This window comes from Sporolactobacillus terrae DSM 11697 (assembly GCF_000648615.1).
Classification (GTDB): Bacteria; Bacillota; Bacilli; order Bacillales; family Sporolactobacillaceae; genus Sporolactobacillus; species Sporolactobacillus terrae.
Genome location: NZ_JFZC01000055.1, coordinates 32,497 through 57,918, shown reverse-complemented (window position 1 = coordinate 57,918; position 25,422 = coordinate 32,497). Strand labels below are relative to the sequence as shown.

Annotated in this window: 44 protein-coding genes; 3 read left to right on the top strand and 41 right to left on the bottom strand. The window is 46.2% G+C overall.

Going from position 1 to position 25,422, the window contains the following annotated elements; translation table 11 throughout:
• Window positions 1–430: 430 nt before the first annotated feature.
• Window positions 431–1,189, top strand: coding sequence for a polysaccharide deacetylase family protein (locus AA84_RS0111835; RefSeq protein WP_028977374.1), 759 nt, complete (start codon window positions 431–433; stop codon window positions 1,187–1,189).
• Here AA84_RS0111835 and gerD read toward each other — a convergent pair.
• From gerD to AA84_RS0111815, 4 genes are all read right to left on the bottom strand, one after another.
• Entirely contained in the window at window positions 1,186–1,746 is a 561-nt protein-coding gene (gene gerD / locus AA84_RS0111830) for a spore germination lipoprotein GerD (protein ID WP_028977373.1), read from the bottom strand. The genes AA84_RS0111835 and gerD overlap by 4 nt on opposite strands.
• A gap of 233 nt (window positions 1,747–1,979) precedes the next feature.
• Window positions 1,980–3,026, bottom strand: coding sequence for a P-loop NTPase (locus AA84_RS0111825; protein WP_028977372.1), 1,047 nt, complete (start codon window positions 3,024–3,026; stop codon window positions 1,980–1,982).
• Window positions 3,027–3,101: 75 nt separating this feature from the next.
• Window positions 3,102–3,815, bottom strand: coding sequence for an N-acetylmuramoyl-L-alanine amidase CwlD (cwlD, locus tag AA84_RS0111820; protein WP_028977371.1), 714 nt, complete (start codon window positions 3,813–3,815; stop codon window positions 3,102–3,104).
• A 73-nt stretch (window positions 3,816–3,888) separates the two neighbouring features.
• On the bottom strand, window positions 3,889–4,323 hold the full coding sequence (locus AA84_RS0111815) for a DUF2521 family protein (RefSeq protein ID WP_028977370.1): 435 nt from the start codon (window positions 4,321–4,323) through the stop codon (window positions 3,889–3,891).
• Between the two features lie 189 nt (window positions 4,324–4,512).
• Between AA84_RS0111815 and AA84_RS0111810 the strand changes: the two genes are divergently transcribed.
• Together AA84_RS0111810 and AA84_RS0111805 are read left to right on the top strand one after the other, a co-directional pair.
• Window positions 4,513–4,791, top strand: coding sequence for a DUF3243 domain-containing protein (locus tag AA84_RS0111810; protein ID WP_028977369.1), 279 nt, complete (start codon window positions 4,513–4,515; stop codon window positions 4,789–4,791).
• Window positions 4,792–5,102: 311 nt separating this feature from the next.
• Window positions 5,103–5,408: a hypothetical protein gene (locus AA84_RS0111805; RefSeq protein ID WP_028977368.1), complete on the top strand. Its 306-nt coding sequence runs from the start codon at window positions 5,103–5,105 to the stop codon at window positions 5,406–5,408.
• Window positions 5,409–5,740: 332 nt separating this feature from the next.
• Here AA84_RS0111805 and rpsI read toward each other — a convergent pair whose 3' ends face one another.
• The 37 genes from rpsI to rpsJ all read right to left on the bottom strand — a co-directional run bounded on the left by rpsI (window position 5,741) and on the right by rpsJ (window position 25,410).
• Entirely contained in the window at window positions 5,741–6,133 is a 393-nt protein-coding gene (gene rpsI, locus AA84_RS0111795) for a 30S ribosomal protein S9 (protein WP_010025254.1), read from the bottom strand.
• 20 nt (window positions 6,134–6,153) lie between these two features.
• On the bottom strand, window positions 6,154–6,591 hold the full coding sequence (gene rplM, locus AA84_RS0111790; protein WP_028977367.1) for a 50S ribosomal protein L13: 438 nt from the start codon (window positions 6,589–6,591) through the stop codon (window positions 6,154–6,156).
• Window positions 6,592–6,835: 244 nt separating this feature from the next.
• Window positions 6,836–7,576 (bottom strand): tRNA pseudouridine(38-40) synthase TruA, encoded by a 741-nt coding sequence (gene truA, locus AA84_RS0111785; RefSeq protein WP_028977366.1) that lies wholly within the window; start codon window positions 7,574–7,576, stop codon window positions 6,836–6,838.
• Between the two features lie 15 nt (window positions 7,577–7,591).
• Window positions 7,592–8,386 (bottom strand): energy-coupling factor transporter transmembrane component T family protein, encoded by a 795-nt coding sequence (locus tag AA84_RS0111780; protein WP_028977365.1) that lies wholly within the window; start codon window positions 8,384–8,386, stop codon window positions 7,592–7,594.
• Window positions 8,379–9,251: an energy-coupling factor transporter ATPase gene (locus AA84_RS0111775; protein WP_028977364.1), complete on the bottom strand. Its 873-nt coding sequence runs from the start codon at window positions 9,249–9,251 to the stop codon at window positions 8,379–8,381. Before AA84_RS0111775 ends, AA84_RS0111780 begins: the two co-directional genes overlap by 8 nt.
• Entirely contained in the window at window positions 9,227–10,066 is an 840-nt protein-coding gene (locus AA84_RS0111770) for an energy-coupling factor ABC transporter ATP-binding protein (RefSeq protein ID WP_028977363.1), read from the bottom strand. Before AA84_RS0111770 ends, AA84_RS0111775 begins: the two co-directional genes overlap by 25 nt.
• Before the next feature lie 409 nt (window positions 10,067–10,475).
• Window positions 10,476–10,841 (bottom strand): 50S ribosomal protein L17, encoded by a 366-nt coding sequence (gene rplQ, locus AA84_RS0111765; RefSeq protein ID WP_028977362.1) that lies wholly within the window; start codon window positions 10,839–10,841, stop codon window positions 10,476–10,478.
• 83 nt (window positions 10,842–10,924) lie between these two features.
• Complete coding sequence (locus tag AA84_RS0111760; protein WP_028977361.1) at window positions 10,925–11,869, bottom strand: DNA-directed RNA polymerase subunit alpha; 945 nt, start codon at window positions 11,867–11,869, stop codon at window positions 10,925–10,927.
• A 151-nt stretch (window positions 11,870–12,020) separates the two neighbouring features.
• On the bottom strand, window positions 12,021–12,413 hold the full coding sequence (gene rpsK / locus AA84_RS0111755) for a 30S ribosomal protein S11 (protein ID WP_028977360.1): 393 nt from the start codon (window positions 12,411–12,413) through the stop codon (window positions 12,021–12,023).
• Between the two features lie 21 nt (window positions 12,414–12,434).
• Window positions 12,435–12,800 (bottom strand): 30S ribosomal protein S13, encoded by a 366-nt coding sequence (gene rpsM, locus AA84_RS0111750; protein ID WP_028977359.1) that lies wholly within the window; start codon window positions 12,798–12,800, stop codon window positions 12,435–12,437.
• A gap of 19 nt (window positions 12,801–12,819) precedes the next feature.
• Entirely contained in the window at window positions 12,820–12,933 is a 114-nt protein-coding gene (gene rpmJ / locus AA84_RS0111745) for a 50S ribosomal protein L36 (protein ID WP_010024581.1), read from the bottom strand.
• Window positions 12,934–12,964: 31 nt separating this feature from the next.
• On the bottom strand, window positions 12,965–13,183 hold the full coding sequence (infA, locus tag AA84_RS0111740) for a translation initiation factor IF-1 (protein WP_028977358.1): 219 nt from the start codon (window positions 13,181–13,183) through the stop codon (window positions 12,965–12,967).
• The gene (locus AA84_RS0111735) at window positions 13,176–13,499 is read right to left on the bottom strand and encodes a KOW domain-containing RNA-binding protein (protein ID WP_010024575.1); all 324 of its coding nucleotides are present in this window, start codon (window positions 13,497–13,499) and stop codon (window positions 13,176–13,178) included. Before AA84_RS0111735 ends, infA begins: the two co-directional genes overlap by 8 nt.
• Window positions 13,500–13,515: 16 nt before the next feature.
• Window positions 13,516–14,265, bottom strand: coding sequence for a type I methionyl aminopeptidase (gene map / locus AA84_RS0111730; protein WP_028977357.1), 750 nt, complete (start codon window positions 14,263–14,265; stop codon window positions 13,516–13,518).
• Complete coding sequence (locus tag AA84_RS0111725) at window positions 14,262–14,915, bottom strand: adenylate kinase (protein WP_028977356.1); 654 nt, start codon at window positions 14,913–14,915, stop codon at window positions 14,262–14,264. Before AA84_RS0111725 ends, map begins: the two co-directional genes overlap by 4 nt.
• 36 nt (window positions 14,916–14,951) lie before the next feature.
• Window positions 14,952–16,241: a preprotein translocase subunit SecY gene (gene secY / locus AA84_RS0111720; RefSeq protein WP_028977355.1), complete on the bottom strand. Its 1,290-nt coding sequence runs from the start codon at window positions 16,239–16,241 to the stop codon at window positions 14,952–14,954.
• Window positions 16,241–16,681: a 50S ribosomal protein L15 gene (gene rplO / locus AA84_RS0111715; protein WP_028977354.1), complete on the bottom strand. Its 441-nt coding sequence runs from the start codon at window positions 16,679–16,681 to the stop codon at window positions 16,241–16,243. The genes secY and rplO overlap by 1 nt, the downstream gene beginning before the upstream one ends.
• 34 nt (window positions 16,682–16,715) lie before the next feature.
• The gene (rpmD, locus tag AA84_RS0111710; RefSeq protein WP_028977353.1) at window positions 16,716–16,904 is read right to left on the bottom strand and encodes a 50S ribosomal protein L30; all 189 of its coding nucleotides are present in this window, start codon (window positions 16,902–16,904) and stop codon (window positions 16,716–16,718) included.
• Window positions 16,905–16,917: 13 nt separating this feature from the next.
• Window positions 16,918–17,418 carry a 30S ribosomal protein S5 gene (rpsE, locus tag AA84_RS0111705; RefSeq protein ID WP_028977352.1) on the bottom strand — a complete coding sequence of 167 codons (501 nt, stop codon included), beginning with the start codon at window positions 17,416–17,418 and terminating at the stop codon, window positions 16,918–16,920.
• A gap of 18 nt (window positions 17,419–17,436) precedes the next feature.
• Window positions 17,437–17,799, bottom strand: coding sequence for a 50S ribosomal protein L18 (rplR, locus tag AA84_RS0111700; protein WP_028977351.1), 363 nt, complete (start codon window positions 17,797–17,799; stop codon window positions 17,437–17,439).
• A gap of 38 nt (window positions 17,800–17,837) precedes the next feature.
• Window positions 17,838–18,374: a 50S ribosomal protein L6 gene (gene rplF, locus AA84_RS0111695; protein WP_028977350.1), complete on the bottom strand. Its 537-nt coding sequence runs from the start codon at window positions 18,372–18,374 to the stop codon at window positions 17,838–17,840.
• A gap of 27 nt (window positions 18,375–18,401) precedes the next feature.
• Window positions 18,402–18,800, bottom strand: coding sequence for a 30S ribosomal protein S8 (gene rpsH / locus AA84_RS0111690; protein WP_028977349.1), 399 nt, complete (start codon window positions 18,798–18,800; stop codon window positions 18,402–18,404).
• A gap of 33 nt (window positions 18,801–18,833) precedes the next feature.
• Window positions 18,834–19,019: a type Z 30S ribosomal protein S14 gene (locus AA84_RS0111685; protein WP_010024562.1), complete on the bottom strand. Its 186-nt coding sequence runs from the start codon at window positions 19,017–19,019 to the stop codon at window positions 18,834–18,836.
• 20 nt (window positions 19,020–19,039) lie between these two features.
• A complete protein-coding gene (gene rplE, locus AA84_RS0111680) occupies window positions 19,040–19,582 on the bottom strand; it encodes a 50S ribosomal protein L5 (protein ID WP_028977348.1) in 543 nt (180 codons plus the stop codon).
• A gap of 29 nt (window positions 19,583–19,611) precedes the next feature.
• The gene (gene rplX / locus AA84_RS0111675) at window positions 19,612–19,920 is read right to left on the bottom strand and encodes a 50S ribosomal protein L24 (RefSeq protein ID WP_028977347.1); all 309 of its coding nucleotides are present in this window, start codon (window positions 19,918–19,920) and stop codon (window positions 19,612–19,614) included.
• A 44-nt stretch (window positions 19,921–19,964) separates the two neighbouring features.
• Entirely contained in the window at window positions 19,965–20,333 is a 369-nt protein-coding gene (rplN, locus tag AA84_RS0111670) for a 50S ribosomal protein L14 (RefSeq protein WP_028977346.1), read from the bottom strand.
• A 41-nt stretch (window positions 20,334–20,374) separates the two neighbouring features.
• On the bottom strand, window positions 20,375–20,647 hold the full coding sequence (gene rpsQ, locus AA84_RS0111665) for a 30S ribosomal protein S17 (protein WP_028977345.1): 273 nt from the start codon (window positions 20,645–20,647) through the stop codon (window positions 20,375–20,377).
• A gap of 17 nt (window positions 20,648–20,664) precedes the next feature.
• The gene (rpmC, locus tag AA84_RS0111660; RefSeq protein ID WP_028977344.1) at window positions 20,665–20,868 is read right to left on the bottom strand and encodes a 50S ribosomal protein L29; all 204 of its coding nucleotides are present in this window, start codon (window positions 20,866–20,868) and stop codon (window positions 20,665–20,667) included.
• The gene (rplP, locus tag AA84_RS0111655) at window positions 20,858–21,292 is read right to left on the bottom strand and encodes a 50S ribosomal protein L16 (protein WP_010024553.1); all 435 of its coding nucleotides are present in this window, start codon (window positions 21,290–21,292) and stop codon (window positions 20,858–20,860) included. Before rplP ends, rpmC begins: the two co-directional genes overlap by 11 nt.
• Window positions 21,293–21,294: 2 nt before the next feature.
• Window positions 21,295–21,954: a 30S ribosomal protein S3 gene (rpsC, locus tag AA84_RS0111650; protein WP_010024552.1), complete on the bottom strand. Its 660-nt coding sequence runs from the start codon at window positions 21,952–21,954 to the stop codon at window positions 21,295–21,297.
• A gap of 3 nt (window positions 21,955–21,957) precedes the next feature.
• Window positions 21,958–22,299 (bottom strand): 50S ribosomal protein L22, encoded by a 342-nt coding sequence (gene rplV / locus AA84_RS0111645; RefSeq protein ID WP_010024551.1) that lies wholly within the window; start codon window positions 22,297–22,299, stop codon window positions 21,958–21,960.
• A 17-nt stretch (window positions 22,300–22,316) separates the two neighbouring features.
• Window positions 22,317–22,598 carry a 30S ribosomal protein S19 gene (gene rpsS, locus AA84_RS0111640; RefSeq protein ID WP_010024550.1) on the bottom strand — a complete coding sequence of 94 codons (282 nt, stop codon included), beginning with the start codon at window positions 22,596–22,598 and terminating at the stop codon, window positions 22,317–22,319.
• 42 nt (window positions 22,599–22,640) lie between these two features.
• Window positions 22,641–23,474, bottom strand: coding sequence for a 50S ribosomal protein L2 (gene rplB / locus AA84_RS0111635; protein ID WP_028977343.1), 834 nt, complete (start codon window positions 23,472–23,474; stop codon window positions 22,641–22,643).
• Window positions 23,475–23,502: 28 nt separating this feature from the next.
• The gene (rplW, locus tag AA84_RS0111630; protein WP_028977342.1) at window positions 23,503–23,793 is read right to left on the bottom strand and encodes a 50S ribosomal protein L23; all 291 of its coding nucleotides are present in this window, start codon (window positions 23,791–23,793) and stop codon (window positions 23,503–23,505) included.
• Entirely contained in the window at window positions 23,793–24,416 is a 624-nt protein-coding gene (gene rplD, locus AA84_RS0111625; protein ID WP_028977341.1) for a 50S ribosomal protein L4, read from the bottom strand. The genes rplW and rplD overlap by 1 nt, the downstream gene beginning before the upstream one ends.
• Before the next feature lie 17 nt (window positions 24,417–24,433).
• A complete protein-coding gene (gene rplC, locus AA84_RS0111620) occupies window positions 24,434–25,072 on the bottom strand; it encodes a 50S ribosomal protein L3 (RefSeq protein WP_028977340.1) in 639 nt (212 codons plus the stop codon).
• A 29-nt stretch (window positions 25,073–25,101) separates the two neighbouring features.
• On the bottom strand, window positions 25,102–25,410 hold the full coding sequence (gene rpsJ, locus AA84_RS0111615) for a 30S ribosomal protein S10 (RefSeq protein ID WP_010024543.1): 309 nt from the start codon (window positions 25,408–25,410) through the stop codon (window positions 25,102–25,104).
• Window positions 25,411–25,422 lie beyond the last annotated feature (12 nt).

Here is a 25,422-nt window from a genome sequence, read left to right as displayed (position 1 = left end):
TATTAGGCACGCCGCCAGCGTTCGTCCTGAGCCAGGATCAAACTCTCCAAAAAGTTTATACATTCAATGCCAGATAAAATATCTGGGCATTACTTTAAAGTTCATTATGATCCATAGCAAATTGAATTGATTATGGGGTTTAAAAACCCTCTATTCACGCTTGGCTTTTGTTTAGTTTTCAAGGAACATTCTTTTCAGTCACCATCAGGCGACTTAACTGATTATACGCTGTTTCTTTCTCATTGTCAACTCTTTTTTTAACTCATTTTCAAATCAAGAATTAAGTTTTATGAGCGACAACAAAATTTATTTTACCAGCTATTTAGGAAATGTCAACCGTTTATTTATGATTTTTTCAGAGCAGTCCTTCGCATATTAACGAAGGCTTGCCCATACAATGGTACAAACTCGCAAGCGAGGTGGACCATCAATGCTGTGGATTATCAATGGTAAACGTTTAAAGAATATTTTACTGATCATCATTGCTGCTTTCTTTGCAGCATTAATCTTGTTTGTTCAGCGTCAGGAAACGAATGTGGATGTATTCACGCCAATCAAAGCGCACGGCGCTCTTTCTCATGTTGAGACGAATCAGAAACACCTAGCACTGACATTTGACATTAATTGGGGGGATCAGCAGGCGCCGCTTATTTTAAAAGCCTTAAAAGAGGAAAATGTAAAAGCAACGTTCTTTATTTCCGGTGAATGGGCTGAGCGGCATCCGAGTCTCGTACGGCAAATGGTCAGGGCTGGTCATGAAGTGGAATCACACGGCATGCGCCATGAAGATTACACACAATTAGACGTGCAGCGTTTACGCTCAGATATTCTATTTGGACGAGAATCGATCTATAAAACGATCGGTCAGCATCCGGAAATGATTCGTCCGCCCTATGGCAAGGTGAATAAAGACATCCTGAAAACGGCAGCAAGTCTTAATCAACAAGTGGTTTTGTGGAGCGTTAATCCTCGAGATGAGACCGATCCCGGCTCCAAAGTAATCGTTCAGCGTGTTCTAGAAAAGGCAGGAAAAGGCGATATCATCAAACTTCATGCTTCTGATTCAGCAAAGGGCACCGACCGTGCGCTGCCACTCATCATTCGTGAACTCGAAAACAGAGGATTTCAGTTTGTTACCGTGAAAACCTTAACCGCCGATGTCCAATCCAAGAGCAAGCTCATGGATTAAGAGTCATCCTCTGACTTCTCTTGCTCTTTTTTCAGTGTTTCAACGATGGCATCGGCAAGTTGTTTCTTAAACAGTGGGGTTGCCATTAATTCGCCAATGCTTTTATCGAGCTGTTGCCGAAAGGGTTTGGTTTTCATCAGGTCAAGATACTGCTGTTGCATTTCCGGCGTTTTCAAAATATCCATCATCATTCCTTGATAACCAGGATCCTTCATCATGCGTTTCAACAATCTTTCATTGTCGCTTTCCATCGTTTTTGCCAGTTGCTCTGAAAAGTCCGGATCATTCATCAATTGCCGCCACAGTTTCTGCCCTTGCTCGGTCGTGAGCGTCTGCACAATGGTTTTGTGGATTGTTGGTTCATCAAGAACAATTGCTTGTCGAAACTCGTTGTCCTTCAGCAGGTCTCGCATCGCTTTTTTGCCGTCATCGGTTTTAAGCAGATCGAGCACCATTTTTTTATTTTCTTCATAAGATGGCTGGCTCTGCTGGCTGCCGCAACCCGCCAAATTAAACAACATAACCGCGCACATTAGAAACGACAGAATCTTCGCCATAAATTTTCCTCCCTGGCTGCCATATCATCGTTTAATATGTGTGCCTTTTGCGTTTTTATACAGGTCTCTGTTTAAATTGCGCCGAATCGTTCGATGACTGCTTTAACCGGTGGGCGAGTTGGCTATACTTTCTGAGTCATTCGCTGCCACTTGTCTCACGTTCGGTACGATTTTCAACGCATATCCTTTTAAAAATCCCCCAGCCTTTTTCTGCTGAGGGATTGGCACGCTTATTATTTTGTGGTTTTAGTGATCACTTTCCGTGCAATGGCGTCATACACCGGTGCGATCGGATCGCCTTTAAAATAAACGCCGGGTGCAAGAATACCGGGCTTCGGCTCAGGTTGCGTGAGCGGAATGCGCCCAAGCAAGTCCGTTTTTAGCAAGTCGCTGAGCTTGTCGCCGCCGCCTTTGCCGAAAACGTACTCAATCTCACCCGTTTTTTTGCTTTTATAGTAAGCCATATTTTCAATAACGCCAAGAATTTCATGTTTCGTATGTGTAGCCATCGCGCCTGCTCGAGCCGCAACAAAAGCTGCGGTCGGATGCGGTGTAGTGACAATGATCTCTTTAGAGTGCGGCAGTTTGAAGTGGATGTCCATCGCCACATCTCCGGTACCCGGCGGAAGATCGAGCAGCAAATAGTCCAAATCGCCCCAATAGACATCATTAAAAAAGTTGTTCAGCATTTTGCCGAGCATTGGGCCGCGCCAAATCACCGGCGAGTTGTTTTCTACAAAAAAGCCCATCGAAATTACTTTAATGCCGAACCGTTCGACCGGGATAATTCGTTCGTCCTTAATCGCCGGCCGCCTCTCGATCCCCATCATATCCGGAACACTGAAACCGTAGATATCCGCGTCAAGCAATCCGATCTTTTTCCCTTGCCGGGCCATTGCCAAGGCCAGATTGACCGAAACGGTTGACTTTCCGACCCCGCCCTTGCCGCTTGCTACAGAAATAAACTGCGTTTTGACGCCCGGAGAAAGCAGTGTCGGTAGTTTAACCGGGAACCCGCCTAATTGACCGATCTCCTCATTGCTGAGCACCGTGAACTGAACGCTCACTGCTTTTGCGCCTTTTTCCTTGAGCTTCGAGGAGATTTCAACCTGGATCTGCATTTGTTTCACTCTGTCTTGTTTCGACAGCGCAATTTCCAAGGCAATTCGTTCGCCATCGGCGGAAAACTGCTTGAGTGCCTTGGTTTCGGCTAGACTTTTATGTAAAAAAGGGTCTTGAACGGTTTGCAGCACGTCCAAAACCTGTTGTCGGTCCATCATCGTTTCACCAGTCCTTCCCGTGCATCTTCAGTATAGCAAGCCGATTAGAAAAAACCCAGCATTTTGAACCTCTATTCATTGATCGGAAGGGATTTTTTCATTGGTGAAATAGCGCATAATCCCTTGACTGATTGAAGATGCAGCCTTCTTCTGGTAATTAGGCTGAATGAGCAGCGCGCGCTCTGCTGCATTTGACAGGAAACCCACCTCTACCAATGCCGAGGGTGCTTCCGCCTTCTTAAGCAGATAAACATGGCCAATCGGCTTCGCGTAACGCTTTGTATTCTCCAGATTCTGTTTAAGGGAATCCTGAATGAATAGTGCAAGCTTGCGGTTTTCACTGGACTTCGGATGATAAAAGGTTTGCGCCCCATGAAGACTCGGCATCGGAATGGCATTCATATGAATGCTCACAAATGCGTCCGGATGCGTTTTATTAACCATTTTTGCCCGTCGAACCAAGTCCTGTGTTTTGTGACTTCCCGAAAAGTCATCGTCCGCCAAATCTGTATCACGGTCACGGGTCATGATCACGATCGCACCCATTTCCTGCAAATAATTGCGAATATCCTTGGTAATTTTAAGTGTAATATCCTTCTCCTCAACACTTCCGCCAACCGCCCCGCCATCAGGGCCGCCATGTCCCGCGTCGAGAACAATCACACGTCCCGCCAGCGGCGTATGCCAACTCTGACCGGTATGCCAGCTAATCAGCCATTTGGCACTGGCGAGGGTCACAAAAGCGAGTACCATAATGATGCTTCCCCAAAACAGCCATCTCCGTTTCAATTCAATCCCCCCAACTGCAAGCCCGTCTCTCTCGTTCAATATATATTGGACAAAGCCTGCAATTATGCGGGAATTAATGAAGCTTAAGCCGCCATCGTTTCAGCGAGGCATCATAGCCTTCGGACCACCAATGAAACAAATAGTTGCGGCTTGCGTCCTGCAAGTCATCAAGCAACGGTTGATCCGTCCCCCAGAAAAGCCAAAAATCATAAAAGTCATCAAACAACCCATAAAATTCAACCTTGCATCGTTTGAAGACATCAATTTTTTCTTCCCCGTAAAAGCCGAAACGCCCCATTGAAGAGCCTAACAAAAAGCTTTCCAATGCATATTCTGCGCACATTTCTTTTCCCGCTGCACCGGCAGCCGGGATCTGGACAAGATATTTCTCAAAATAACGCTGGACAGCCTCCTCAATTTTTGAAAAAGATAAATCCTGAAGCGCACGCCGTTCCGACACAACCTGCTTATGACGCAATTTCTCTCTAAAATCCATGACAACACCCAAATCAGTTCTCCTCCTTTCCTTCTTTATCATCCGGCAAGACGTCGCCGCTCAACCGTAACAGCTTTTTCCATGCCGTTTTTAACCGCTCGGAAAGTGATGGAAAACCACCGACATGGAAGAAAATGAAGCATGAATAAGAAAAATTTAGTCGGCAAACCTAAGCATGCATTTAAAAAAGGAGGTTGGGTCATGTCTCTATTGAGTAACTGGGATCATTGGAAGGATTTCCTAGCTGACCGCATGCATCAAGCAGAAAGCGTCGGTGTAAATTCAGAGGTCATCAATGAGTTTGCAACAAAAATCGGCGGATACCTTTCTGATCATGTTGATCCGAAAAATGAACAGGAGCGGCTGCTCTCGGATCTATGGAGCGTCGCCGATGAAAACGAGCATAAAACCATTGCCCGCCTAATCATGAAACTTGTTGCCAATAACGGAACAAAGAAAGAACCTGAACTCCAACACTAATAAATGCAGCCCCTGCACAGCTCGCGCAGGGGTTTTTTATAAGGTATACTGTGAGTACTACAGCGGCACGTATTCTTTAGCTTGGCTGCACCATGGCCGATCCACAATATTTTTCACCTCATGAAATCAATTCATTATCGTTCCAGCGCCTTACGACAACCACACCAAAAAACCTAACCAAATATGAGGGGATTCAATTGAGCTATAGAAAGGATTTGTTTCTCCGGATAAGAAAGAAAAAACCCCTTGAAAAGCCGGCTTTGATGTACAAAGCGCCATAAACCGGATCATTTAAGAAGGGAGCCTTCACTGTGAAGCGCTATCGGCTAACGTTACTGCTCGGATTGACAACGGCTTTGGCTTGTTATTTTGGCTACTCATTCCAAATGATGGCCTATTGGTCGGCTGAACACTGCATGTTCTGGTATTGGATCGGCGCCGTACTCTCCTATTTGTGTTCAGCAGCAGCACTTATTTTATTCTTTATTGATGTAAAAACAGAAAGAGAATTAACAGTCCTCGAACGTATTATTGACGGATGGGTTATGGCCGTTGGTTTTTTTGCCGTTATCCTAAATATACTCTGGACAACGTTCATCATCGCTTGGATGGGGTAGCTCACTTTGTTTTTCTTTCGGCGGAGAGTGAGCAGCTTTGGCTTATCTTACCCTGACTCAGCCTACTTGTATTTCTTAACGCCTAATTTCGGCATGTTTGCTCTACTAAGTGCTTCTACAAATTGTGGTGGAACTGCACGCATGGAAACCACAATGAACATTTACACTCATGTAGCCAAAAAAGTGAAAATTGAAGAAGCAGGAAAGTACGAGGACTACATGAAAAATGCAAAATCAAAATAAATATGGTCAAAATGTAGTCACAAACCCATTTTTAAGCATCAAAAAAGCCCCTTTCGATTGCTCGAAAAGGGGCTTGAAACGCCTGTAAATCAGCGTTTTGAGAACTGTGGTGCGCGACGTGCGCCTTTGAGTCCGTATTTCTTACGTTCTTTCATTCTTGGGTCACGTGTCAGGAAACCGGCTTTCTTGAGAACAGCGCGGTATTCCGGATCAGCTTCCAGCAGGGCGCGGGCAACTCCGTGACGGATTGCGCCGGCTTGGCCTGTGAAGCCGCCGCCTTCAACGTTAACGAGAACATCATATCTGCCTTCAGTTTCTGTTGCAACGAGCGGTTGCTTTAGAATCGTGCGCAGTGTTTCGAGATTAAAGAATTCAGCGTCGCTACGACCGTTGATAACTACTTTTCCTTCGCCAGGTACGAGACGTACACGAGCGACGGAGCTTTTACGACGTCCGGTGCCATAGTATTGTACTTGTGCCATGATTTATTTTCCCTCCCTGATCAACCGCGAAGCTCGTAAGCTTCTGGTTTTTGTGCGGCGTGCGGATGTTGCCCGCCTTCATAAACATGCAGTTTCGTAAACATTTGACGTCCGAGTCTGTTGTGCGGCAGCATGCCTTTGATCGTCCGTTCGAGCATTGCGCGAGCACGGGTTGCACGCATATCTTGCGCAGAGCGTGCTTTGATACCGCCCGGGAAACCGGTGTGGTGAATGTATTTTTTTGACAGCAATTTCTTGCCGGTTAATTCGATCTTTTCCGCATTGATGATGATGACATGATCGCCACAATCAACATGAGGTGTAAACGTTGGTTTTGTTTTCCCACGCAGAATGGCTGCCACTTCACTTGCTAAGCGGCCGAGCGTTTGACCTTCAGCGTCAACAACGAGCCATTTGCGCTCAACTGTAGCCGCATTGGCCATATAAGTTGTACGCACTTTATTTTCCTCCTCGAACAATTCCATTTTCATTGTTCAAGTGCGACCCACAACCGCACTTGATTTGAGAGTTTCCTCTCTCACCGTTTCATTTATCTATTTGAGCCAATATTTTTGGGGCTAATAGTGGTCAAATTAGAAATGCCGAAGTATATAATATAATACCTGGCTTCTAATGTCAAGCACGCACAGCACTTTGCATGCGTTCCGGTGAATTTTGATTTTATCTGCTCGATTCCATGCACTAATAAGTGACCTTCCACAGGGTCAGACCTTGCGGCGGTGCTGTAGCCGATGCAGCCTGACGGTCGCCGCCGGCAATAATCTCGGCAATGCGTTCCGGTGCCATTTGATGTTTCCCGACATCGAGCAAGGTGCCGGTGATGATCCGTACCATCTGATACAGAAAACCACTGCCCACCACACGAATGACTGTTTCATCATCTTTTTCTTGCCGCACCGATAAATGAAAAATCGTACGCACTTTATCCTTCACATCCGTGTTTGCAGCACAGAAGCAGGAGAAATCATGGGTTCCGACAATCACTTCGGCCGCTTGATTCATCGCTTCCAGATCAAGCGGCTGCGCCACATGCGCGGTGTAGACTCTGCGAAACAGATCGGGTTCCGGCCGCGTCAGCAACCGATAGCGGTACTCCTTCTGCTTCACATCATAACGGGCATGGAAGGTTTCCGGTACGGCTTCAGCATGACGCACATAAATATCGTCAGGAAGCAGACTGTTTAAGGCCATCGGCCAGCGCTCAAGTGGTATCCTGAGCGGGGATTCAAAATGAAACACTTGCCCATAGGCATGTACGCCGGCATCGGTTCGTCCTGACGCAACAATTTTGATCGTGCTGCCTTGATGCATCCGTGCCAGTGCAGCCTGAATCTCTCGCTGAACCGTCCGTTTCTGCGGCTGCACCTGATAGCCATGAAATTGCGATCCGTCGTAAGCAACGGTACATTTGATCTTGGTCATTCAATCACCCATCACTCAATATCTTGCAAGAATTAACAAAACAGCCAGTAGCAGAACTGCAGCCAAAAGCAGTGTATCCCGCCAGTCCCATTTCAACTGGTGCAGCTTCGTACGTCCGAAATCGCCATGATAGCCCCGCGCTTCCATCGCCATTGCCAAGTCCTCCGCACGTTTAAACGCTCCGACAAAGAGCGGCACAAGCAGTGGCACAATCGCCTTCACTCGGCTTTTCAAAGAGCCTGACGTAAAATCAGAGCCCCTTGCCGACTGCGCTTTGATGATTTTCTCCGTTTCTTCAAGCAGTGTCGGAATAAAGCGCAGCGAGATCGACATCATCAGCGCAAATTCATGGACCGGCACTTTGATCTTCTTCAATGGATTAAGCAGGCTTTCCATGCCATCGGTAATTTCGATTGGCGATGTGGTAAGCGTCAATAGGGTGGTAACAACGATGATGACTAAGATGCGAATCGCGATAAAGATCGATTGGAGCAATCCTGCCGAAGTCACACGCAGAAACCCCCAGCTGAAGAGTACGGTCCCTCCGGAGGACAAAAATAAATTTAAAAGAAAAGTAATCAGCACAATAATAAAAACAGAACGCAGCCCTCTATAAATAAACGAGACATTTAGCCGTGACAAAGCAATCCCTAAAAAGCAAAAAAGCACCATTAATGCGTTCGTGACCCAATTGTTCGCCAAGAATACAATAATGACAAAGAGAAAGACGCTAATCAGCTTCGAGCGAGGATCAAGGCGATGAATATATGAATCTGCCGGCACGTACTGGCCGATAACAAGATTAAACATGGTCTCTCACCCCATTTAGCAGGTTAACCACTGCATCTGCCGCTTCGTCAATGGTAAACGCAGGAATCGTTCTCGCTTCGCCGGCTCTCTCCAGCAGCTTGTTTAAAAAAGTCATTGTCTCCGGAAGATCAAGCCCGGCTGCCCGAAGCTTTTCTTTCTGAATAAAGACATCATTCGGCGTACCGATGATCAGCGGCTTGCCGCCCTTCATCGCAACCACTTGATCGGATAAAACGGCTGCATCATCCATGCTATGCGTCACCATGATAATGGTAAGATGCTGGCGCTCCTGCAGCGATTTAAATAGGCCAAGAATTTCTTGACGCCCTTTAGGATCGAGTCCTGCTGTCGGTTCGTCCAAAATGACCGCTTGCGGACGAACCGCCAAAACACCGGCAATGGCCACCCGTCTCATTTGACCGCCGCTCAAGTCAAACGGCGATCGATGCCATAATGAAGCAGGCAGACCAACCATCTGCAGACTCTCTTCAGCCCGTTTGATCGCTTCGGATTCTGAAATACCGAAATTCATCGGACCAAAACATACATCTTTGATAATCGTTTCTTCAAAAAGCTGATGCTCCGGGTACTGGAAGACAAAGCCGACCTTCTCTCGCAATGATTTCAAGTCCTGCTTCTTTGCGCCTGCTTTAATCACAACATCACCAACGGTTATTGTCCCCTTGGAAGGCTTCAACAAACCGTTGATATGCTGCACCAATGTCGATTTTCCGGAACCGGTATGACCAATAATTGAGGTGAACGAACCGGACGGGATATGCAGACTGACGTCATCAAGCGCCAGTTTCTCAAACGGTGTCTTGCTGCCGTAGACGTGGGTCACATGTTCGAATGTAATGTCCATAGTTCATCCACCAACTCTTCCTGAAATAATGCAGTGTCCGATAATGGTACACCTTTAGCACGCAGCGCATTGCGCATTTTAATCGCAAACGGCAAATCGAGCCCGACTTTGTGCAGCAGTTCTGTTGATTTAAAGATTTCCCGCGGCGTCCCTTCGCGAATCATTTCCCCATCGCTCATGACCAGCAATCGATCCGAGTGAATCGCTTCTTCCAAATCATGAGTAATCGAAATAACGGTTAGATGCTGCTCTTTATTCAGCGCACGCACCGTCTTTATAATTTCTTTTCTTCCCTCAGGGTCAAGCATTGATGTGGCTTCATCCATGATAATGATCAGCGGCTGAAGCGCAACAATACCGGCAATCGCTACCCGCTGCTTTTGCCCCCCGGAAAGCCGATGCGGCTCACTTTGAGCAAACGCCGACATTTTGACGAGATCCAGCGCTTCCACCAACCTCTTTTTCATGACATCACGCGGCAGTCCATGATTCTCCATGCCAAAGGCAACATCATCTTGGACGGTTGCTCCGACGAACTGATTATCCGGATTTTGAAAGACCATACCTACAGCGCGACGAATTGCCCATATCTTTTCTTCATCGGAGGTGAGTAACCCAGCGACCTTAACGGTTCCCTTTTGTGGGAGAATCAAGCCGTTCAAACATTTCGCTAAGGTCGACTTTCCAGAACCATTATGTCCGACAATCGACAGCCACTCGCCTTTGTTCACGGTGAAATTGATTTTTTTCAATACATCGGGTTGTTCTTCTGCATAGTGATAGGATAGATCATGCACGTCAATGATTTTTTCCATGTACTTGCCTCCACTCCTCTCTGCCGCAGCCATATCTGCAGGCTACTGCACGCAATCAAGCTGCTCTCTTTCTCATCTCAGCTCATATGATCAAGAAAAACACTATTGAAAATAAGTATAAAGGACATGCGCTCATTTTTAAATGAGTAACTTTTTCATAGTCCTGCAGTCGCTCACTTGCCGCGGGCAGTCCAGGAGCCTCCTCAGACAGGCAGGAATCTGCGGGGTCTCCCTTGGCCTGCTCTCCTGCAGGCGCCAGAGCGCTTACGCGTCTCACAAACTGACTTATTGATGTAATAACACTAATCGTTATACCAGCAAGGCAGGATCATAAACGATCTTTACCTGTAAAAAAAAGCAGAAATCCAAGTTCTTTAGAACCCGGCTTTCTGCCTCTGGAAGTGCTTGATTATTTAACCAGCTCGATGATTGCCAATTCAGCACCATCGCCTTTGCGCGGGCCAACTTTCAGGATGCGTGTATAGCCGCCCTGACGTTCTGCATAGCGTTCTGCAACTTCATCAAACAGTTTCTGAACTGCATTCTTACCTGCTTCTTGATCAGCAACTTCATTGCGAATGAAGGCTGCTGCCTGACGACGTGCATGCAAGTCGCCGCGTTTCGCGAGCGTAATCATTTTCTCAACGATCGGGCGAAGCGCCTTGGCTTTGGAATGCGTGGTCTGAATACGTTCGTTAATAATCAAGTCGGTCGCTAGATCGCGGAACAGCGCCTTCCTCGCAGCTGAATCCCGGCCTAATTTTGCATATGCCATTTACTTTTTACCCCCTTTATTGCTTGTCTTCAATCTTTCTTTTTTGCGCAAAAAAGAAAAATAATCCCTTGTCTATTTACGAGTTACTCTTCAACTCTTAGTCCGAGACCAAGATCCTGGAGCTTTTCTTCAACTTCTTCAAGAGACTTGCGTCCAAGATTACGAACCTTCATCATGTCTTCTTCACTCTTTTGGGTCAGTTCTTGAACGGTATTGATTCCAGCGCGTTTCAGGCAATTGTAAGAACGTACGGAAAGATCCAGCTCTTCAATCGTCATTTCAAGCACTTTTTCCTTCTTATCTTCTTCTTTTTCGATCATGATCTCCGCTTTTTGCGCTTGATCAGTCAGTCCGACGAAGATATTCAGATGTTCGGTCAGAATTTTGGCACCCAGAGAAACTGCTTCTTCAGGACGAATGCTTCCATCGGTCCAAACATCGATCGTTAGTTTGTCGAAATTAGCAAACTGACCAACTCTGGTTTTTTCCACTTGATAATTTACACGCGTAATTGGCGTGTAAATCGAATCAATAGGAATTACGGCAATTGGAAGATCCTCGGATTTGTTTCCTTCAGCAGGAACATAGCCGCGGCCCTTCTTGGCAATCATTCGCAGGTGAAAATGAGCACCTTCATCAAGTGTCGCAATTTCCAATTCAGGATTTAATATTTCCACGTCACTGTCGTGGATAATATCAGCAGCCGTCACTTTCCCCGGTCTCTGAACGTCAATTTCCAATGTCTTGTCTTCATCTGAATAGATTTTCAAGCAGAGCTTTTTAATATTCAAGATGATCGCCGTAACATCTTCCACAACGCCTTCAATGGTGGAAAATTCATGAAGCACAGTATCAAACTGTACCGTCGTTACAGCCGCGCCTGGGAGGGATGAAAGTAAAATTCGACGTAAAGAATTCCCCAGAGTCGTGCCGTATCCGCGTTCGAGCGGTTCAACAACAAACTTGCCATAGCTTCCATCGTCTGCTATTTCAACCGTGTCGATCTTTGGCTTTTCGATCTCAATCATTAACAAAGAACCCTCCTTTAAGACGTCGATACTTCGTGCAGCACACGCTTTCCGAAACGAATGGACGCTTCATGAGCATTGGTGCTTCTCAGTTCGGTGTACACGTTTATTTATAGTTGCATTATTAACAGATTAATAGCGAGCTATACAATCAAACGCGGCGACGTTTTGGAGGACGGCAGCCGTTATGCGGTACCGGAGTAACGTCGCGGATTGCGGTCACTTCAAGGCCTACTGCCTGAAGTGCGCGAATTGCTGCTTCACGACCTGCGCCCGGTCCTTTAACAGAAACTTCAATGGTCTTCATGCCGCTGTCCAGCGCACTTTTGCCCGCAGCTTCTGCTGCAGTTTGTGCCGCAAAGGGCGTTGACTTTCTAGAGCCTTTGAAACCAAGACCGCCTGCACTTGCCCAAGCAATGGCATTACCGTGCGGATCGGTAATCGTCACAATCGTGTTATTGAATGTTGAACGGATGTGTGCCACCCCGTTCTCAACATTTCTTTTAATCCTGCGCTTGCGCGTACGTTGTTGTGCTTTAGCCATAAATGTTTAACCCTCCTTTACTTATTTCTTTTTCCCAGCGATCGTACGCTTAGGACCCTTGCGCGTACGTGAGTTGTTTTTCGTATTTTGACCGCGAACCGGCAGTCCTCTGCGGTGGCGAATCCCTCTATATGAACCAATTTCAATGAGTCGTTTGATGTTGAGCGAAACTTCGCGGCGAAGGTCACCTTCGACCCGGTAGTGGTCGACTACTTCGCGGATGCGTGTTTGTTCTTCTTCCGTTAAATCGCGAACACGTGTATCTTCAGAAACATTTGCCTCAGCCAAGATCTTCTTTGCAGTAGTCAAGCCGACACCATAAATGTAAGTCAGCGAAATGACCACGCGTTTGTCTCTTGGAATATCAATCCCTGCAATACGAGCCATGCGTCAGAGCACCTCCTTCTTAACCTTGTCTTTGTTTATGTTTTGGATTTTCACAAATCACCATGACAACACCTTTACGGCGGACAATCTTGCACTTTTCACACATCTTTTTGACAGATGGTCTTACCTTCATTATTGAACCCTCCTTCTTGCACCGCAGAGAATTATTTATGCCTGAACGTAATGCGGCCACGTGACACATCATATGGCGACAACTCGATCGTTACCTTATCTCCCGGTAAAATGCGAATAAAATGCATACGGATTTTACCGGAAACATGAGCTAAAATCTTATGGCCGTTTTCCAATTCTACACGAAACATTGCGTTTGGCAGTGGTTCGATCACGGTGCCTTCAACTTCAATGACGTCTTCTTTAGCCATCGGCTGACTCACCCTTCCTATTGTTACTGATTTCTCCATCTAAATAATGAGCGATGGCAAAACGCAGCTTTCCATTTGTCACACGCCCGATCTCGCGCAGACTTTTCTGTACTTCGACAGATATATATGATTGAAGTTCGAGATGGCTGATGTTCTTCTTCTTTGCATTGTCAAACTTTCTCTTGTCACCATCTGCAATTTCAACGAAACGATGATCGATAAGCCGCACAATAACAAAATAAGAACCCGATTCTTTTCCCTTCAGCACGCGTGCGAGCTGACCGAGAACAGGTAAGGGGGTTTGATCACTACCCATCAATCATCACCTTCACTTATTGCTTTGTCAAGATTTCATTTCCATTTTCCGTAATTACGATGGTATGCTCAAAATGAGCACAGTTCTTGCCATCCTGGGTCATCAGCGTCCAATCATCATCTTCGACCATCCAAATTTTACGGCTGCCTTCATTAATCAGCGGTTCAATCGCGAGCACCATGCCGGGTTCGAGTACCGGACCTCGGCCGGGCCGCCCATAATTTGGAATATCTGGGTCCTCATGAAGTTCACGTCCAACCCCATGACCGGTCAATTCACGTACGACGGAAAATCCTTTTGACTTGGCACATCTTTGAATCGCGTGGGAGATATTCGACAACCGGGAGCCCGGCCTTGCTTCGGCTATTCCCAAATTGAGCGATTCTTCCGTCGTTTCCAGAAGTTTTCGAGCCGCATCAGACGGCATACCCACAGGAAAAGTCCAGGCGGAGTCTGCATGAAAGTCTTCATACTTGGCACCGATATCGATACTGATTATGTCTCCGTCCTGCAGAACATAGGAACCAGGAATACCGTGAGCCAACTGATCGTTGACGGATGTGCAGATACTGTTTAAATAACCATCATATCCCTTGAATGACGGTTCAGCTCCCGCATCCCTTATCAAGCGCTCTGCCAGCGCATCGAGTTCAATCGTCGATATGCCGGGACAAATAGCCCGCCGCAAGCATTCCAGCGTATGGCCGACTATTTTTCCTGCAATGCGAATCCTGTCCACTTCATCAATCGTCTTCCTCGTGATCACTTGGCAAGTTCGCCGAGGATCGCCGCTACTTCTTGGAATACGTCGTTGATCTCCTGATCTCCGTTGATTGTTTTCAAGGATCCTTTTGCTTCATAGAAATCAAGCAGCGGTTGCTGCTGCTTCATATTGACCTGCAACCGTTCATGAACGGTCGCCGCATTGTCATCCGCCCGCTGCTTCAAAGCGCCGCCGCATTTGTCGCAAACCCCTTCTTTTGCCGGTGGGTTGAAAACCAAATGGTAGGTTGCGCCGCAATCGGAACAGATACGGCGGCCCGTCAGACGAGCCATTAGTTTTTCAGGATCAACACGGATGTAAAGGACTGCATCAATCTTTTGTCCTTTATCCGCCATCATTTGATCAAGCGCTTCTGCTTGTTCAACGGTACGCGGAAATCCGTCAAGCAGAAAACCCTTTGCCGTATCTTTTTCGGATAAACGTTCGTTGACAATGCCGATCGTTACTTCATCAGGAACAAGCGCTCCTTGATCAATAAAGGATTTTGCTTTTTTTCCTAATGGCGTACCGCCTTTAATTGCCGCGCGAAACATGTCACCGGTTGAGATATGAGGATAACCGAACTTATCAACAATCCGTTCTGCCTGTGTGCCCTTACCGGCACCCGGAAGTCCCATTAAAATCAAATTCATCGTCATTCCTCCTGACTCATTCACCACAAGTAACCTTTACCTTTTTCTGATAAAGCCTTGATAGTTTTTCTTTACCAACTGACTTTCAATACGTTTCATCGTATCAAGAGCAACCCCGACAACGATCAGCAAGCTTGTTCCGCCAATTCTTGCACTTTGCGGAAGGCTGCCGATTTCACCGAAAACAATCGGTAGAAGCGAAATGACCGTAAGGAAAAGGGCCCCTAGGAAGGTTAGGCGGTAGAGAATCTTCGTAATGAATTTCTCCGTACTCTTTCCCGGCCGAATTCCCGGAATGTAGCCGCCTTGCTCGCCAAGATTCTTAGCCATTTTTTCAGGATTGACCTGTACGAATGTATAGAAGTAAGTAAAGGCAATGATTAATGCCGCATAGATAATCATTCCATATACCGTTGAATAGTCGAACACGCGGATAATCCACGTGGTCACGTTATTCTCGGGGAAGAAACGAGCAATCGTCGGCGGTGTAATCATCAGGGATATGGCAAAGATTACCGGGATGACGCCCGCCGCATTCACCTTAATCGGTAAATGTGCCGGTTGTGCACTATAGGTTTTCGAGCCAATTGTCCGTTTCGCATATTGAATCGGAATCTTTCGCATCCCTTGCTGAACGAAGATGGTTCCAACTACAATCAGCAAAACAACTGCAACAATGGCCAGCAATCCAAGTACTTCCAAAAATGTGTTGGTTGACGAAGCAAACCGCTGAGCGTAAATCTGGCTGACCGCTGTCGGGATTCGTGCAATAATCCCTGCAAAGATAATAATGGAAATACCATTACCCACACCGTAAGCCGTAATTTGATCACCCAGCCATACGAGAAACGCCGTACCCGTTGTCAGTACCAATGCAATGATCAGAAAGGTCCAGAGGGTTGGATTACTAACCAGCCCCTGGTAATTGTTACTGAACGTGTAGGAAAGTCCGAGTGCTTCGATGAATCCTAAAACAATCGTTCCGTACCTTGTCAGCTGATTCAGCTTGCGTCTTCCCATTTCACCTTGTTTCGACCATTCGGTAAGCTTTGGCACGACATCCATTTGCAGAAGCTGCACAATAATGGATGCAGTGATATAAGGCATAATCCCCATGGAAAAGATTGAGAAGTTCTCCAAGGCGCCGCCGCCAAAGGTGTTGAACAAACCGAAAGCACTTGAATCGCTGATATTGATCAGCTCCGTATTAATTTCGGGAACAGGAATGAATGTCCCGATCCGAAATATAATGAGCATAAGCAATGTGAATACTATTTTTCGGCGAATGTCGGCTTCTCGCCACATGCTGGAAAGCACTTGAAACATCAGATCACCTCAATGTTTCCGCCGGCTGCTTCAATCGCTTCTTTAGCAGAAGCAGAAAATTTATGCGCTTTAACCGTCAGTTTCGATTCAAGCTTGCCTTCACCCAAAACTTTAATGCCATCATTCAGTTTGCGGATGACACGTTTTTGGAGCAGCAATTCCGGAGTAATCTCCGTTCCGTTTTCAAACTGATTCAGCTTTTCAACGTTAACAATTGCGTAAATCTTGCGCGTCGGATTCTTAAATCCTTTCTTCGGCAGTTTCTGCAGCAATGGCATCTGTCCGCCTTCAAATCCGAGACGTACTCTACCGCCTGAGCGTGATTTCTGTCCTTTTTGTCCTCGACCAGATGTTTTGCCAAGTCCTGAACCGTAGCCGCGCCCTACTCTTTTGCGAGCAAACCGAGATCCTTCAGCTGGTTTCAATTCATGGAGTTTCATCTTGGCACCTCCTTATTCTCAAAATCGTTATCAATCATTCATTAATTTCGCGAACAGCGAGCAAGTGGGAAACCTTGTTGATCATGCCGCGAATTGCAGGGTTATCATCCTGAACAACGGTTTGGTAAGTCTTCTTGAGACCAAGCGTTTTTACCGTAACGCGTTGTGATTCAGGACGTCCGATCACACTGCGTTTGAGGGTGATTTCCAATTTTTTAGCCAATCTTGTTCCCTCCTTATCCGAGCAGCTCTTCTACTGATTTGCCGCGCAGTTTTGCCACGTGCTCTGCACGCTTCAGACTTTGCAGGCCTTCAACCGTTGCACGAACCATGTTAATCGGATTGTTCGATCCGAGAGACTTCGAGAGAATATCACCCAAGCCTGACAGTTCGAGCACGGCGCGGACAGGACCGCCAGCGATGATTCCGGTACCTTCAGATGCCGGTTTCAGCAGAACGCTGCCTGCTCCTGCCTGACCCGTTACTTGATGAGGAATAGTCGTGTTTACGATCGGAACATTAAATACATTCTTCTTTGCATCCTCAATCGCTTTGCGAATGGCTTCAGGAACTTCGTGAGCCTTGCCCTGACCATAACCTACATTACCTTTTTTGTCGCCGACAACAACCAGTGCGGAAAAGCGGAAACGACGTCCACCTTTGACTACTTTCGCTACGCGGTTAATTGCAACAACACGTTCTTCAAATTCTGATTTGTTGCGATCATTGTTTGCCATGGATTCCCCTCCTTAATGTTAAAATTCGAGTCCTGCTTCTCGGGCGCCTTCAGCAACAGCCTTAACACGTCCGTGATAGATATAACCGCTGCGGTCGAAAACTACCGCTTTGATTCCTTTTTCCAGGGCACGTTCACCGATCAGTGCGCCAACTTTTTTTGCTGCCACAACATCGCTGCCTTTTTCAAGATCAAATGCTTTGTCAATTGATGAAGAGGAAACAATCGTTACACCCTTTGAATCATCAATTAATTGTGCATATATATTCTTGGAAGAACGAAAAACATTTAAACGCGGACGTTCTGTAGTGCCCACAATGCGGTGGCGCACATGAAGATGTCTTTTCTTACGCAGCGCGTTCTTGTCTTTTTTTGTGATCATAGAGTCTACCGCTCCTTTCTCGTGAAAATGGAATGAAATTACTTACCAGTTTTACCTTCCTTACGACGAACCTTTTCGCCTTCATAACGAATACCCTTGCCCTTGTACGGTTCAGGGGAACGTACGGAACGAATATTGGCAGCAACTTCACCGACACGTTGCTTGTCGATTCCTGCAACAGAAACCTTGTTATTGCCTTCAACAGACAATTCAATTCCTTCTTCAGGAACGATTTCTACCGGGTGAGAGTAGCCGACATTAAGTACCAAGTTCTTGCCTTGTTTGTTGGCACGATAGCCGACACCGACAAGTTCCAGTTTCTTAGTGAAGCCTTTTGTCACACCTTCAACCATGTTGCTGATCAAACTGCTCGTCGTGCCGTGAAGCGCGCGATGCTTATTCGAATCAGTCGGTCGTTCAACTCGGATTTCATTGTTTTCTTGCTTAATGATCATATCTTGATGAAATTCACGTGATAATTCGCCCTTAGGACCTTTTACCGTTACCTTCTGACCGTCAATTGTAACAGTCACACCTTCAGGAACAGCGGTAGGTCTCAATCCTATACGAGACATGAGGACACCTCCATTCTTCTTTACTAATTACCAAACGTATGCGAGAACTTCGCCGCCAACGTTTTGCTGACGTGCTTCTTTATCTGTAATAACACCTTTCGATGTTGATACAAGTGCAATACCAAGCCCGCCAAGTACGCGAGGTACTTCATCGGCTTTCGCATAAACGCGAAGGCCCGGCTTGCTGATTCTCTTTAAACCGGTGATTACACGTTCTTTATTGCCACCGTATTTCAGAATCAGTCGAAGTACACCCTGTTTGTTGTCTTCGATGTATTCAACGTCCTTGATGAATCCTTCACGTTTCAGGATTTCAGCAATTTCCTTCTTGATTCTGGATCCTGGCAGCTCGATTTGTTCATGACGAACAATATTGGCGTTACGAATGCGAGTCAGCATATCTGCGATCGGATCTGTCATGACCATGCAAATCGACCTCCTTCCCTATCACTTAAAATTTTACCAGCTAGCTTTTTTAACACCCGGGATTTGTCCTTTATAGGCAAGTTCGCGAAAACAAATTCTGCATAATTTGAATTTCCTAAGAACCGAATGAGGACGTCCGCAGCGTTCACAGCGTGTGTATTCCTGCACTTTGAATTTTTTTGGGCGATGTGAAGAAACAAGCATTGATTTTTTTGCCAAAATTCATATCCTCCTTACGATTATTTTTTAACGAACGGCATACCGAGCAATGTAAGCAATTCTGCAGCTTCTTCATCAGTGTTGGCAGACGTTACAATGACGATGTCCATACCGCGTACTTTATCGACTTTATCATAGTCAATTTCAGGGAAAATCAATTGTTCGCGGATACCAAGCGTATAGTTGCCACGGCCATCAAAAGCTTTCTTCGAAACACCGCGGAAGTCACGTACACGCGGGAGCGCAACCGTAACCAGCTTGTCAAGAAAATCAAACATGCGGTCTTTTCTCAGCGTAACTTTTGCACCGATTGCTACACCTTCGCGAAGCTTGAACGCAGCAATTGATTTCTTTGCACGAGTGATTACCGGTTTCTGACCGGACAGCGCAGTCAAATCTTCAACGGCACTATCGAGTGCTTTTGAATTGTGAACGGCTTCGCCGACACCCATGTTAATGACAACCTTTTTGATTGCCGGCACCTGCATTACAGATGTGTAATTGAATTTTTCCATAAGAGCAGGAACGACTTCCTGATCATATTTTTCTTTAAAACGGCTCATGTGTTTACCTCCTTTCACAGACAAACGGATCAGTCGATGACTTCGCCTGATTTTTTAGAAACACGTACTTTTTTTCCGTCGACTATTTGATGACCTACACGTGTAGGTTCATTTGTTTTTGGATCAAGCAGCATAACATTTGATACGTGAACTGGCGCCTCGTGTTCGAGGATACCGCCTTGCGGAGCTGCTTGGCTTGGCTTGGAATGCTTTTTAACGATGTTTACACCTTCAACAAGCACACGTTCCTTAGCCGGATATGCTGCAAGGATCACGCCTTGTTTGCCTTTGTCTTTCCCAGCAATAACTTGAACCTTATCGCCCTTTTTCACATGCAATTTTGCCATGTTAAATGCCACCTCCTTTTCCTAACCTTTCGAAATTACAGTACTTCCGGTGCGAGAGAGACGATTTTCATGAATTGACCGTCACGCAGTTCGCGAGCAACCGGTCCAAAGATACGTGTACCGCGCGGGCTCTTGTCTTCTTTCACAAGAACAACGGCATTTTCGTCAAAACGAATGTATGAACCATCGCTGCGGCGAACACCGTGTTTCGTACGAACTACGACAGCGCGAACAATTTCGCCTTTCTTAACAACGCCACCTGGTGTTGCTTGTTTAACCGAAGCAACGATGACATCGCCGATATTTGCGGTCTTGCGTCCGGAGCCACCCAAAACCTTGATGGTCAAGACTTCACGTGCACCCGAGTTATCGGCAACTTTCAAACGACTTTCTTGCTGAATCATAAAATGCAACCTCCCTTCGATCTTCGGTCCTTACCGACAGATCAGATAATAACGGATTCCTCAACAATTTTAACGAGACGAAAACGTTTATCTTTTGAAAGCGGGCGAGTTTCAGCAATTTCTACGATATCGCCGACTTTTGCTTGATTATTTTCATCATGCGCTTTGAATCTCTTGGAATACTTCACGTGTTTTCCATAGAGACGGTCGTTCTTATACGTCTCAACGAGCACCGTAATGGTCTTTTCCATTTTGTCTGAAACAACACGGCCGACCAAAACTTTACGAGCATTGCTACGATTTTCCTCTGCCATTTACGATAACCTCCTTCTCAGCCGTTTTGAACGTTCAATTCACGTTCACGCAAAATCGTTTTTGCACGAGCAATGGACTTGCGGACCGCACGGATGCGAGCCGGATTTTCCAATTGTCCGGTTGCGAGCTGGAAACGCAGATTAAACAATTCTTCTTTTAAAGACTTCACGTTTTCTTCAACTTCAGCAGTGGTCAAGTTACGGATATCCTCAGCCTTCATTTGCGTCACCACCCACTTCTTCACGTTTCACGATTTTCGTTTTAATAGGCAATTTATGGCTAGCGAGACGCAATGCTTCACTTGCCACTTCTTCACTAACACCGCCGACTTCAAAAAGTACACGGCCTGGCAATACTACTGCAACCCATCCTTCTGGAGCACCTTTACCGGAACCCATGCGGACATCAAGAGGTTTCTTTGTGTATGATTTTTGAGGGAAAATTTTGATCCAAACTTTTCCGCCACGTTTCATAAAACGTGTCATTGCAATACGAGCGGCTTCAATCTGGCGACTGGAGACCCAAGCGGAATCCAGCGCCTGCAGTCCGTATTCACCGAAGGTTACCGTAGCGCCGCCCTTTGTTTGGCCGCGCATTCTACCACGGTGCTGTCTACGATACTTTGTACGTTTAGGCATTAACATAATTATTTGCCTCCTTCCTTCTTAGTCGTTCCTTTCGTCGGAAGGACTTCTCCGCGATAAATCCATACTTTAACACCAATTTTACCGTAAGTGGTATCAGCTTCCGCTGTTCCATAATCGATGTCGGCACGCAAAGTGTGAAGCGGAACAGTGCCTTCGCTATAGTCCTCTGTACGTGCCATATCCGCGCCACCAAGGCGGCCGGCACATTGTGTCTTAATACCCTTTGCACCTGCACGCATTGCTCTTTGCAGCGTCTGTTTTTGAGCACGTCTCCAAGAGATACGGCTTTCAAGTTGACGAGCAATGTTTTCAGCAACAAGCTTTGCGTCAAGGTCTGCTTGTTTGATTTCAAAAATATTTACGTGAACGCGTTTGCCAGTCAGTTGGTTCAGTGCTTTACGCAGCGCTTCGACTTCAGAACCGCCTTTACCGATGACCATACCCGGTTTCGCCGTCTTAATGGTTACATTAATCCGATTTGCCGCACGTTCCAGCTCGATACCGGAAACCGAAGCGTCCTTCAGCTTTTCTTCGATATAGTTACGGATCTTGATATCTTCGTGAAGATATTCCGCATATTCTTTATCAGCATACCATTTGGATTCCCAGTCACGAATGACTCCGATTCGAAATCCGACAGGATTAATTTTTTGACCCACGCGTTATCCCTCCTTCTTTTCCGATACGATAATTGTAATGTGGCTGGTCCGTTTGTTGATTCTGCTTGCACGGCCTTGTGCGCGCGGGCGGAAACGTTTCATCGTTGCACCTTCATCAACAAATGCCTTTTCAACAAACAATGTTTCAGCATCAAGATCATAGTTATGTTCCGCATTGGCAATAGCGGATTTCAAAACTTTTTCAATGATCGGCGAAGCGGCTCTCTGAGTGTTTTTCAGTACAGCCAATGCATAGCCGATATCTTTGCCCCTGATAAGATCAATAACAAGACGCGCCTTACGAGGAGCAATACGAATTTGTTTAGCGACAGCTTTTGCTTGCATCATAGTTCCTCCTTTCGTTAGCGTGCACTCGTTTTCTTATCGGAAGAAATGTGTCCGCGGTACGTTCTCGTCGGAGCAAATTCTCCTAGTTTATGTCCAACCATGTCTTCCGTAACGTACACCGGCACATGCTTGCGTCCGTCATATACGGCAATGGTATGTCCAATGAATTCAGGGAAGATGGTTGATCTGCGGGACCACGTTTTAATGACTCTTTTTTCGTCCTTTTCGTTCAAAGCAACGACTTTGTTCATCAAGTGATCATCAATAAAAGGTCCTTTTTTTAGGCTTCGGCTCACGAGTAGGCCTCCTTCCAAAATAAAATATCTATCCAAAAACAATTATTTCTTCTTGCGGTGACGAATGATGAATTGTTCCGACGTATTCTTCTTCTTACGCGTCTTGTAACCCATCGTTGGTTTGCCCCAAGGCGACATTGGCGACTTGCGTCCGACCGGTGCTTTACCTTCACCACCACCATGCGGGTGATCGTTCGGGTTCATTACAGAACCGCGGACCGTAGGCCGAATGCCTTTCCAGCGGGAGCGGCCGGCTTTACCGACTGACACAAGTTCATGTTCCAAGTTTCCAACCTGACCGATGGTTGCACGGCAAGTTTCAAGGATCATACGCACTTCGCCGGATACAAGGCGGATCAGCACGTATTTGCCTTCTTTACCAAGAATCTGAGCAGAAGTTCCTGCAGAACGTACAAGCTGTCCGCCTTTTCCTGGTCTCAATTCAATATTATGAATCGTCGTACCAACTGGAATGTTCTTCAGTGGAAGAGCATTTCCAACCTTGATATCGGCTTCCACACCAGACATAATCTCGGTACCTACTTTAATGCCCTTTGGTGCGAGAATATAGCGTTTTTCGCCATCTGCGTAGTGAACCAACGCAATGTTTGCAGTACGGTTTGGATCATATTCGATCGTCGCAACCTTACCCGGCACGCCATCCTTAGTACGTTTAAAGTCAATGATACGGTATTTACGTTTGTGACCGCCGCCTTGGTGACGAACAGTCAAACGGCCTTGGTTGTTGCGTCCTGCTTTTTTCGGCAGAGACTTCAGCAATGATTTTTCCGGCTGATCCGTTGTGATTTCTGCGAAATCCAATGAAGTCATGTTACGGCGACCATTGGATGTCGGTTTATACTTCTTAATTGGCATGATCAATAACCTCCTTCTTTAGAATTCCTCATTCACCGTCAAAGAAGTTGAGCTCTTTGCTTTCCGGTGTCAAAGTGACAACAGCTTTCTTGCGCTTATTTGTATAGCCTTCATAGCGGCCATAACGTTTCGGCTTGCCTTTTACGTTCAACGTATTGACTTTAACGACTTCCACGTCAAAGATCGCTTCCACAGCACGTTTGATTTCAGACTTATTTGCCTTAACATCAACGTCAAATGTGTATTTCTTGTCAGCCATCTGATCCGTTGTACGTTCAGTCAGCACGGGGCGCTTTATAATATCGCGAGGATCCTTCATTATCCAAGCACCTCCTCAAGCTTTGCCGCAGCATCCTTGGTGACAATCAGTTTGTCATGTGCAATGACGTCAAGTACATTGACCTCATTTGCAGCGAGCACCTTTACACCTGGAAGATTGCGGGATGATAAAACAGCTGTTTCATCAATATCATTCGTGACAATTAATGCTTTTTCTGCAACGGAGAGGTTGCTTAGCAAAGCAGTAATTTCTTTTGTTTTAGGAGCTTCAATCTTCAGTGCATCGAGTACAATCAGATTGTTTTCTCCTGCTTTGTCCGACAGTACCGATCTGATCGCCAATCTGCGGACCTTCTTAGGCAGTTTGTAAGAGTAGCTGCGTGGTGTTGGTCCGAATACCGTACCACCGCCAACCCATTGCGGGGAACGAATGGAGCCTTGACGAGCACGGCCCGTTCCTTTTTGTTTCCACGGCTTGCGACCGCCGCCGCGAACTGCAGAACGATTTTTTACAGCATGTGTTCCTTGGCGAAGTGAAGCTTGTTGCATGACAACCGCTTGATAAATGACATGTTCGTTTGGTTGAATGCCGAATACAGCGTCTGCCAGTTCTACAGCTCCGACTTCTGCGCCTTTCTGATCAAATACAGTTAATTTTGGCATGGAAGCATCCTCCTTTCTTATTTAGCTTCTTTTGCTTTCAAAGCAGATTTTATCACGATATAGCTTTTTTTTGCGCCCGGTACATTGCCGCTGATGAGGATCAATTGGCGTTCCGGGTCAACTTTAGCGACGACGAGATTTTCAACAGTAACCGTTTCTCCGCCCATGCGGCCGGCCAGCTTCTTGCCTTTGAAGACGCGTGCCGGATCAATAACGCCCATGGAACCAGGACGACGATGGTAACGAGAACCGTGTGCCATAGGTCCGCGAGATTGGTTGTTGCGCTTGATTGGGCCTTGATAACCTTTCCCCTTTGAAGTTCCAGTTACGTCAATTGCTTCGCCAGTCTGGAATGTGTCGGCAGTAACTGCTTTGCCTACCTCGTAATCATCTAAATTTACATTACGGATTTCTTTAATGAAGCGCTTAGGTTCAGCTTTCGCTTTTTCAGCGTGACCCTTTGCCGGTTTGGTAACTCGAGAAACTTTCGCGTTATCAAATCCGAGCTGCACAGCTTCATAGCCGTCCGTTTCAACCGTCTTCTTTTGAAGAACAACGTTGCCGGATACGTCTACAACTGTAACGGGAATCACATCGCCGTTCTCAGCAAAAATCTGAGTCATGCCGATTTTCTTGCCCAAGATTCCTTTGCTCATCCGTAACACCTCCTATTGTTCAAAATAAATTATAATTTAATTTCAATGTCGACACCTGAAGGCAGATCCAATCGCATGAGCGAATCTACGGTTTGAGGTGTAGGCTCAACGATATCAACCAAGCGTTTGTGTGTACGCATTTCGAATTGTTCGCGTGAATCCTTGTATTTGTGGACCGCACGCAGAATCGTATAAATCGATTTTTCTGTAGGAAGCGGAATCGGTCCGGATACCTTTGCACCTGAACGTTTTGCCGTTTCCACGATTTTTTCAGCGGACTGATCTAAAATGCGATGATCATACGCTTTTAAACGAATGCGAATCTTTTGCTTTGCCATTGTATTCCCTCC